Here is an 8160-nt window from a genome sequence, read left to right as displayed (position 1 = left end):
TGAAACCCGAGTCCCGAGTCCCGAGTCCCGAGTCCCGAGTCCCGAGTCCCGAGTCCCGAGTCCCGAGTCCCGAGTCCCGAGTCCCGAGTCCCGAGTCCCGAGTCCCGAGTCCCGAGTCCCGAGTCCCGAGTCCCGAGTGCATAGGAAAACCATGAACAACAGCCCGTGGCTGGATGAAGTAAAGTGGGACGCCAACGGTCTGGTGACCGCCATCGCCCAGGATGAAAAGACGCAGCGCGTGCTGATGGTGGCATGGATGAACCGCGAGGCACTGCAGCTGACGGCCGATACCGGCATCGCCCACTACTACAGCCGTTCGCGGCAGAAACTGTGGAAAAAAGGCGAGGAGTCCGGCCATACTCAGACCGTTGCCGAACTACGGCTGGATTGTGATGGCGATGTGATCGTGATGCAGATTGCACAGGCGGGCGGCATTGCCTGTCACACCGGGCGCGAGTCCTGCTTTTATCGCCGCTACCAGCAGGGCGGCTGGCAGACCGTGGATGCCGTCATCAAGGATCCGGCGCAAATTTATCGCGCCTGAATGGGCGCAAGCTTGATCCGGCGCAAAACTAAGGTTTTTCCTTATCAAATTTTCACAACCTTGCAATAAAACCATCTTATACTTTTGCCGATCCGTCCCGAGGACAGTCTGATGATCAATACCGAGATACTCAGTCAACTGGCTGATACGCTGGAAGCCCGCCGCGAGGCAGCGACCGAGTCGTCTTATGTGGCTTCCTTGTTCAAGAAAGGCGAAGACGCCATTCTGAAAAAAGTGGCCGAGGAAAGCGCCGAGGTGCTGCTGGCCTCCAAGGATGGCGACCGCCTGCATCTGGTGCGCGAGATGGCCGATCTGTGGTTCCACAGCATGGTGCTGCTGGCGCATCACGGCCTGCGTCCCGAAGACGTGCTGATGGAGCTCAAGCGGCGCGAAGGCATTTCCGGCATCGATGAAAAACTGGCGCGTCAGCCGCAACCCTAAACCGGAGCGCATGCAATGAGCGATTGTCTGTTTTGCAGGATTGCGGCGGGAGAGATTCCATCGAAAAAAGTGTATGAAGACGATGATTTTCTCGCCTTTCACGATATCCGGCCGATTGCGCCGGTGCACTTTTTGATCATCCCCAAGCTGCATCTTGCCAGTCTGGTGCAGTGCGAAGACACGCATCAGGCGCTATTGGGGCGTATGCTGCTGCTGGCACCCAAGCTGGCCGCCGAACAGGGTATGGCTGACGGCTTCAAGTGCGGGATCAATACCGGAGTGGGGGGCGGGCAGGAAGTGTTCCACCTGCACCTGCATGTATTCGGCCATCCGGCCTGATTTGATTATTCAATCGCTGTGCCGCTTTAGTGGCGGCGCGGCATCGTTATTTAAGGTAAAGCAAAATGGGTTCCTTCAGCATCTGGCATTGGTTGGTCGTTCTGGTGGTTGTGGTATTGGTCTTCGGTACCAAGAAACTGCGCAATGTGGGGGCAGATCTGGGTAGCGCGGTCAAGGGCTTCAAGGACGGCATGAAAGAAGGCGACGACAAGAGCAAGGCGCCGGAAGCCGGCCGCGTGATCGATGTCGACGCCGATTCCGACAAGAAATAAGCGCGGCACGCCGTGTTTGAAATCAGCTTTGGCGAAATCATCCTGATCAGCATAGTCGCGCTGATCATTCTCGGCCCCGAGCGCCTGCCTACTGTTGCCCGTACCCTGGGCGCACTGGTCGGCCGTGCCCAGCGTTTTGTCTCCAGCGTCAAAGCCGATGTGCAGCAGCAGGCCACCGATAGTGGCCTGTTGGGCATTACGCAGGATATTCGCAGTACTGCCGAAAGCTTCCGTTCGCAGATGCAAGAGCAAGTGGATGAAGTTAAACAGGTGGTGAGCGAGCAGCAAAATGCCTTGCACGAGATGGCCGGGGAGGTGGCGGCGCCGTTTAGCGAGGCGAAGCAGACGCTGCAAGCCAGCGTGGCCGATCCGGTTCCCGCTGCCGATATCGATCCGCATGTGCTGATTGCCGCCGCCCATCGCGACGATGGCCATGGCGACTATCCCGAGCTGCTGGCGCCGAATGAAAACCAGCTGGATCTGTTTGATCCGCCGGTGTCGGCACCCGCCGCTAAACCTCCGCATAACGAGTATCAATGACTGAACAGCCGTTGCTTGCCCACCTGATCGAGTTGCGAAACCGACTGGTGCGCGCCGTGGCCGGCATCGTGATCGTGTTTGTCGCCCTGTTTAACTGGGCTGGCGACATTTATCACCTGCTGGCCAAACCGATGATGGACGTCTTGCCTGCCGGTGCGCAGATGATAGCCACCGACGTGACCGCGCCGTTTTTCGTACCGGTCAAGGTCACCATGCTGGTGGCCTTCCTGATTTCGCTGCCCAATACCCTGTATCAGGTCTGGGGATTTATTGCGCCCGGCCTGTACCAGCACGAGAAGCGCCTGATCGCGCCTCTGGTCATCTCCAGCGTATTGCTGTTTTTTATCGGCATGGCCTTTGCCTACTATCTGGTATTCCCGGTGGTGTTCGGCTTTATGAGCGCCGTCACGCCGACCGGTGTGGCGATGATGACCGATATCGATAAATACCTGTCCTTTGTGCTGGGTATGTTCGTTGCTTTTGGCGTGACCTTCGAGGTGCCGGTGATCGTGATCGTGCTGACGCGCATGGGGATCGTCAGCATCGAGCAACTGCGTCAGGGCCGGCCTTATGTGATTGTCGGCGCCTTCGTGGTGGCCGCCATCGTCACGCCGCCGGATGTGCTGTCGCAAATCATGCTGGCCGTGCCGCTGTGGATACTGTACGAGTGCGGCATCCTGATATCGGTATTCCTGGGCAAGGGCCCGACGGCCAAGGAAGAGACGACATGAAGCAATCCTGGTTTCACTGGGGCGCCATCGTCAGCCTGATCGCACTGATCCTGTTGAATCTGGGCTGGGAGCTGTGGTGGGCACCGCTGCGTAGCGGCGGCTCGTGGCTGGTGCTCAAGGCGGCCCTGCTATTGCTGCCGCTGCCCGGCATCCTCAAGGGGCGGGTGTATACCTACCAGTGGTCGTGCATGTTCATTCTGGCCTTCTTCGGTGAAGGCGTGATGCGCGGCTGGAGCGATAGCGGCCTGAGCCAGCAACTGGCCTGGGGCGAAATCGCGCTGACCACGATCTACTTTGTTTCGGTTTTGATGTTTATCCGCACTGGCCGCCCGGCTGCTGCACACCCCGCGCATTAAGCCGGCAGGCCGCCATCCGGTGGCCTGCCTGATTCCGTGTGTTGCATTGTTGTTTAATATCAAATAACAGCACCATATAAATAAATTTTTAATTATCCACTTGGGGTATTATCATGGCTTAAATTATGGCCGGCATTGCCACGCTATCCGCTGGCAGCGGCAGCACTGTTGCAAAAGGTTACTATGGCTTACCACACGGCACCCGTCAGCGAGAGCAGCGGCTTCAGCCAGCAAGCGACGCATCTCGATCCCTTACTCGATTGCCTGTTTTCTTTGTCGCGCGGCTTTGGCCTGAACGCGACGCGCGAATCGCTATTGGCCGGCATTCCGCTGAGCAATAACCGGCTATCGCCTTCCATGTTTGCGCGCTCGGCGCGGCGTATCGGCCTGACTGCGCGCGTGGTACGCCAGCCGCTGGAAACCCTGCGCGAAGAATTGCTGCCGGCAGTGCTGCTGCTGGACAATAACGACGCCTGCATCCTGCGTGCGGTGGCCGGCGAGACGGTGTCCATCAGCTATGCCGAGTTGCCGGATGCCGTGGTCGAGCTGCCGCTGGCAACGCTGAATACCCGCTATGCCGGCATCGCCATTCTGGTGAAGCCGCGTTTCCAGTATGAAAAGCGCACCCCGGAGCTGGCGCATATCCGCTCGCGCCACTGGTTCTGGCAGACCATATTTTCCAGCGGGCCCTTGTATCGCGACGCCCTGATGGCGGCTTTCCTGATCAATTTGTTTGCGCTGGTCTTTCCGCTGATCTCGATGAATGTCTACGACCGCGTGGTGCCGAATATGGCCACCGACACCCTGTGGGTGCTGGCCATCGGCGGGGCGCTGGTGCTGGTCTTCGATTTTCTGCTCAAGCTGTCGCGCGGCTATCTGGTCGACCTGGCCAGCAAACGGGTGGATGTCACCCTGTCGGCACTGATTATGGAGCGGGTGCTGGGCATCCGCATGGAGGCGCGCCCGGCCTCGGTGGGCGCTTTTGCCGCCAACTTGCGTGCCTTCGAAACCATACGCGACTTTATCGCCTCGGCCTCCATCACCGCCCTGATCGACCTGCCTTTCCTGCTGATCTTTATTCTGGTCATCATCTGGATCTCGCCATGGATGGCGATACCGGTCATTGTCGGCACGGTGCTGATGCTGCTGTTTACCCTGCTGGTGCAGGGCAAGATGGAAGAACTGGCCGAGACCACCTTGCGCGCCGCCTCGCAGCGCAATGCGCATCTGGTGGAAAGCCTGTCCAATCTGGAGACGGTCAAGGTGCTGGCCGCCGAAGGCGAACTGCAGGGCAAGTGGGAGCAATCGACCCTGTTTCTGGCGCAAGTGGGCTCGCGCCTCAAGCTGCTGGCGTCCAGTACCCAGAACTTTGCCGGCTTTATCCAGCAACTGGTCTCGGTCGGCATGCTGGTGGTCGGTGTCTATATGATCATGCTGGGCAATGTCTCCATGGGCGGGGTGATTGCGGCGGTGATGCTGTCCGGCCGCGCCATGGCGCCCTTGGGCCAGGTGGTGGGCCTGATGACGCAATACCACAATGCCAAGACTTCCCTGGCTTCGCTGGACGGCTTTATGAAGATGCCGGTCGAGCGCGAGAAAGACGCCGCCTTCTTTCACCGCACCCACTTCAAGGGCGAGATCGAGTTTCGCAATGTCAGCTTCAGCTATCCGGCCAACCCGATGGTGGCGCTCAAGGATGTGTCGTTCAGCATCCGGCAGGGCGAGCGGGTGGCGATTATCGGCCGCGTCGGTTCGGGCAAGAGCACCTTGCAAAAGCTGATCCTCGGCCTGTTTCAGCCGGGCGAAGGCGCTATCCGCGTTGACGGCATCGACATCAAGCAGATCGATCCGGCCGAACTCAGGCGCAATATCGGTTATGTGCCGCAGGATGCGGTACTGTTTTACGGCAGCATGCGGCAAAACATCGCGATGGGCTCGCCCCATGCCTACGACGCCAGCGTGGCGGCGGCGGCCGAGCAGGCCGGGCTGACCGATTTTATCAACAGCCACCCGCAAGGCTTCGACATGCTGATCGGCGAGCGCGGCGAATCGCTGTCCGGCGGCCAGCGCAAGGCGGTGGCCATTGCACGCGCCCTGCTCAATGCCCCGCCCATCCTGCTGCTGGACGAGCCGACCAGCAATATGGACCACACCTCCGAGTCGCAAATCCGCCAGACGCTGAGTACCATCTTGCCGGGCAAAACCATGATTCTGGTGACCCACAACAACAGCCTGCTGGATCTGGTCGATCGCCTGATCGTGATCGATCAGGGCCGCATCGTGGCCGATGGCCCCAAGGCACAAGTGGTGGACGCCCTGCAGCAGGGTAAAGTCGGGAGGGCGGCATAATGGATTGGAAAACACGCGCCAAAGAGTGGACGGGCCGCGCCCAGCGCCGGAGCGCACCCTACTGGGACAAACTGATGGACTGGGCGGCGGCCAAGGATGTGGTCGACCGCAATGACTTTGCTGCCGATGCCGACTGGGCCATCCTGGAGCAAAAGCCGCAGCGTCCGCGCCTCTTTATCTGGCTGATGGCGGCGGTGTTTGTGGTCGCCATCCTGTGGGCCGCCTTGTCCAAGGTGGATGAAGTGTCGCGCGGCGAGGGCAAGGTGGTGGCGTCCGGGCAGAACCAGCATCTGCAGAGCCTGGATGGCGGCGTGGTCTCGCAGATTCTGGTCAAGGAAGGCCAGATTGTGGAGAAGGGGCAGTTGCTGCTCAAGGTGGACAACACCCGCTTCGTGTCCTCGCTCAGGGAAAATCAGGCGCAGTATTTGTCGCAAGTGGCCAAGGCAGCGCGGCTCAAAGCCATCGCCTCCGGGCAAGCCTTCGTGATGCCGGCGGAAGTCAGCGAGCGCGCCCCCGATATCGCGCGCCAGGAACTGGATCTGTATACCTCGCGCCGGCTGGAGCTGGATGCCAACGTGTCGATCGCCCGCCAGCAACTGGCGCAGCGCAGCCAAGAGCTGAATGAAGCGCGTGCGCGGCGCGAGCAGGCGGTGCAGGGCTACGAGCTGACCAACCGCGAGCTGACCGTTACCCGGCCGCTAAAAGCCTCCGGCGCGGTGTCCGATGTCGACCTGTTGCGTCTGGAGCGCGATGTGTCGCGCTACCGTGGCGAGCGCGATATGGTCGGCGCACAGATTCCGCGCATTCAGGCGGCGATAGGCGAAGCGCAGCGCAAGATACAGGAAGTGGAGCTGGCTTTTCGCAATCAGGCCAGCATCGAGCTATCGGAAACCATGGGCAAGATGGGCAGCCTGTCCGAAGGCAGCGTCGGGCTGGAAGACAAGGTCAAACTGTCCGAGATCCGCAGCCCGGTGCGTGGCGAGGTCAAGCGCCTGTTGACCAACACCATAGGCGGCGTAGTGCAACCGGGTAAGGACATCGCCGAAATCGTGCCGCTGAACGAATCCCTGCTGCTGGAAACACGCATCACCCCGCGCGACATCGCTTTCCTGCGCCCCGGGCAGCGCGCCGTGGTGCGCTACACCGCCTACGACTTCACCATCTATGGCGGCATGGAAGGCGTGCTGGAAGGTATCGGTGCCGACACCATTACCGATGAAAAGGGCAATGCCTTTTATATCGTCAAGGTGCGCACCAAGGGCTCGCGTCTGGGCGAGGCCCAGTTGCCCATCATTCCGGGCATGGTGGCGCAAGTCGACATCATGACCGGCAAGAAATCCATCCTGTCCTATCTGCTCAAGCCGGTGCTGCGCGCCAAGGCTGCGGCATTAAGCGAGCGCTAAACCATGACCATCCTGCTGCTGACCCTGAGTGAAGCCCTGGCCGATAGCTGGCGCGCGGTATTGGGGCGCGAGCGCTGCTGGCGCGTGACCGATACGGCCACGCTGGCCGGTTTGCTGGAAAACGATCAGCTGGTGCTGGTCGATCTGGCGCTGCCCGGCCTGAATGATGCCGACTGGCCGGCCTTATGCCGGCGCGCGCGGGTGATCGCCATGAGCTCCAACCCGGACAATGCCGAGGGCTTGGCCTGGCTACAGTGCGGCGCCGCCGGCTATGCCCATGCCTATTCCACCCCCGACCTGCTGCAGCAGGTAGTGTCTACGGTGGAAACCGGCTCCAGCTGGGTCGGGCGCGAACTGCTCTCGCTATTGTGCGGCCAGCTGGGCAGCCGGCTGCCAGCCGCCGGCAATGAAGCCTGGCGCGAGCGGGTGACGGCGCGCGAAGCCGAAGTCGTTACCGCCCTCAAGCGCGGCATGGCCAACAAGGACATCGCGCGCGAACTCGATATCGCCGAGCGCACGGTCAAGGCCCACTTAAGCAGCCTGTTCCAAAAGTTCGGCGTCGACGACCGCCTGCAACTGCTGCTGAAACTGGCCTGAGCGGCCGGCTTGTCCGCAGCAGTTAGTCGAAGCGGCTAGCAGGAGCGGCACGTAGGAGCGGCTTCAGCCGCGATTCCTCCCCAATCCCCAATCCCATCCATCCCGCCGGCCTGTCGCCGTTTAGCCACACTGCCCTTCAGTACAATACTTTCGCCATACGCAAACCGCTAACCTGACAACATCAGCATATTGTCACTTGGGGTTTATCATGGCGAATCAGGCACAGGGTCAGGTTGTTTCCATTCAGGGCGTAGTTAAGGCGATAGCCGCCGACGGCAGCAGCCGCCTGCTCAAGGCCGGCGACATCATCCTCGCTGGCGAGCGCATCGAACTGGCGCAGGGCGCCGCACTGGCTTTCTCCCGCCCCGATGGCCAACTGGTCAATCTCGATGGTGGCCGCACCGTACTGCTGGCCGAAGAAACCCTGCTGCCCAATGCCGTCGACGCCAGCGAAGCCCGCGTCGCCCCCATCAGCGCCGAAGCCGAACGCGTGATCGCCGCGCTGAACAATAACCAAGACCCGCTCTCGGTACTGGAAGAAACCGCCGCCGGCCTGAGCGGCGGTGGCGCCGCCGACGGCGGCCACGG

General features: G+C 60.9%; 10 protein-coding genes and 1 pseudogene. All 11 read left to right on the top strand.

The annotated features are described in order from the left end of the window. The first annotated feature begins 151 nt into the window (after positions 1 to 151). Entirely contained in the window at positions 152 to 544 is a 393-nt protein-coding gene (gene hisI / locus ACRC1E_RS08220; protein ID WP_438514615.1) for a phosphoribosyl-AMP cyclohydrolase, read from the top strand. 111 nt (positions 545 to 655) lie between these two features. After that, positions 656 to 985, top strand: coding sequence for a phosphoribosyl-ATP diphosphatase (locus ACRC1E_RS08215; RefSeq protein ID WP_438514614.1), 330 nt, complete (start codon positions 656 to 658; stop codon positions 983 to 985). Between the two features lie 15 nt (positions 986 to 1000). Further along, positions 1001 to 1324 carry a histidine triad nucleotide-binding protein gene (locus ACRC1E_RS08210; RefSeq protein WP_438514613.1) on the top strand — a complete coding sequence of 108 codons (324 nt, stop codon included), beginning with the start codon at positions 1001 to 1003 and terminating at the stop codon, positions 1322 to 1324. A 65-nt stretch (positions 1325 to 1389) separates the two neighbouring features. Next, positions 1390 to 1596, top strand: a complete 207-nt coding sequence (gene tatA / locus ACRC1E_RS08205; protein WP_438514612.1) for a Sec-independent protein translocase subunit TatA — start codon at positions 1390 to 1392, stop codon at positions 1594 to 1596. Positions 1597 to 1608: 12 nt separating this feature from the next. Next, positions 1609 to 1753 (top strand): annotated as a pseudogene (locus ACRC1E_RS08200) (Sec-independent protein translocase subunit TatA/TatB); the annotation flags it as partial. A gap of 379 nt (positions 1754 to 2132) precedes the next feature. After that, on the top strand, positions 2133 to 2867 hold the full coding sequence (tatC, locus tag ACRC1E_RS08195; protein ID WP_438514611.1) for a twin-arginine translocase subunit TatC: 735 nt from the start codon (positions 2133 to 2135) through the stop codon (positions 2865 to 2867). Further along, positions 2864 to 3223: a DUF2069 domain-containing protein gene (locus ACRC1E_RS08190; RefSeq protein WP_438514610.1), complete on the top strand. Its 360-nt coding sequence runs from the start codon at positions 2864 to 2866 to the stop codon at positions 3221 to 3223. Before tatC ends, ACRC1E_RS08190 begins: the two co-directional genes overlap by 4 nt. 183 nt (positions 3224 to 3406) lie before the next feature. Beyond that, positions 3407 to 5572 (top strand): type I secretion system permease/ATPase, encoded by a 2166-nt coding sequence (locus ACRC1E_RS08185; protein WP_438514609.1) that lies wholly within the window; start codon positions 3407 to 3409, stop codon positions 5570 to 5572. Next, a complete protein-coding gene (locus ACRC1E_RS08180) occupies positions 5572 to 6975 on the top strand; it encodes an HlyD family type I secretion periplasmic adaptor subunit (RefSeq protein WP_438514608.1) in 1404 nt (467 codons plus the stop codon). The genes ACRC1E_RS08185 and ACRC1E_RS08180 overlap by 1 nt, the downstream gene beginning before the upstream one ends. A gap of 3 nt (positions 6976 to 6978) precedes the next feature. Next, on the top strand, positions 6979 to 7572 hold the full coding sequence (locus ACRC1E_RS08175) for a response regulator transcription factor (RefSeq protein WP_438514607.1): 594 nt from the start codon (positions 6979 to 6981) through the stop codon (positions 7570 to 7572). Positions 7573 to 7780: 208 nt separating this feature from the next. Then, the coding region (locus ACRC1E_RS08170) for a retention module-containing protein (RefSeq protein WP_438514606.1) at positions 7781 to 8160 on the top strand (380 nt) is incomplete at its 3' end.

Source organism: Craterilacuibacter sp., assembly GCF_051659485.1.
In the GTDB taxonomy this organism is placed as follows: Bacteria; Pseudomonadota; Gammaproteobacteria; order Burkholderiales; family Chromobacteriaceae; genus Craterilacuibacter.
Note: the sequence above shows the minus strand (reverse complement) of the source record. Positions and strands in the feature narration are given on the sequence as shown.

Bases quoted from the DNA above. Each gene is read 5' to 3' on its own strand.
- hisI (WP_438514615.1), top strand. From the start codon at position 152: ATGAACAACAGCCCGTGGCTGGATGAAGTAAAGTGGGACGCCAACGGT.
- ACRC1E_RS08215 (WP_438514614.1), top strand. From the start codon at position 656: ATGATCAATACCGAGATACTCAGTCAACTGGCTGATACGCTGGAAGCC.
- ACRC1E_RS08210 (WP_438514613.1), top strand. From the start codon at position 1,001: ATGAGCGATTGTCTGTTTTGCAGGATTGCGGCGGGAGAGATTCCATCG.
- tatA (WP_438514612.1), top strand. From the start codon at position 1,390: ATGGGTTCCTTCAGCATCTGGCATTGGTTGGTCGTTCTGGTGGTTGTG.
- tatC (WP_438514611.1), top strand. From the start codon at position 2,133: ATGACTGAACAGCCGTTGCTTGCCCACCTGATCGAGTTGCGAAACCGA.
- ACRC1E_RS08190 (WP_438514610.1), top strand. From the start codon at position 2,864: ATGAAGCAATCCTGGTTTCACTGGGGCGCCATCGTCAGCCTGATCGCA.
- ACRC1E_RS08185 (WP_438514609.1), top strand. From the start codon at position 3,407: ATGGCTTACCACACGGCACCCGTCAGCGAGAGCAGCGGCTTCAGCCAG.
- ACRC1E_RS08180 (WP_438514608.1), top strand. From the start codon at position 5,572: ATGGATTGGAAAACACGCGCCAAAGAGTGGACGGGCCGCGCCCAGCGC.
- ACRC1E_RS08175 (WP_438514607.1), top strand. From the start codon at position 6,979: ATGACCATCCTGCTGCTGACCCTGAGTGAAGCCCTGGCCGATAGCTGG.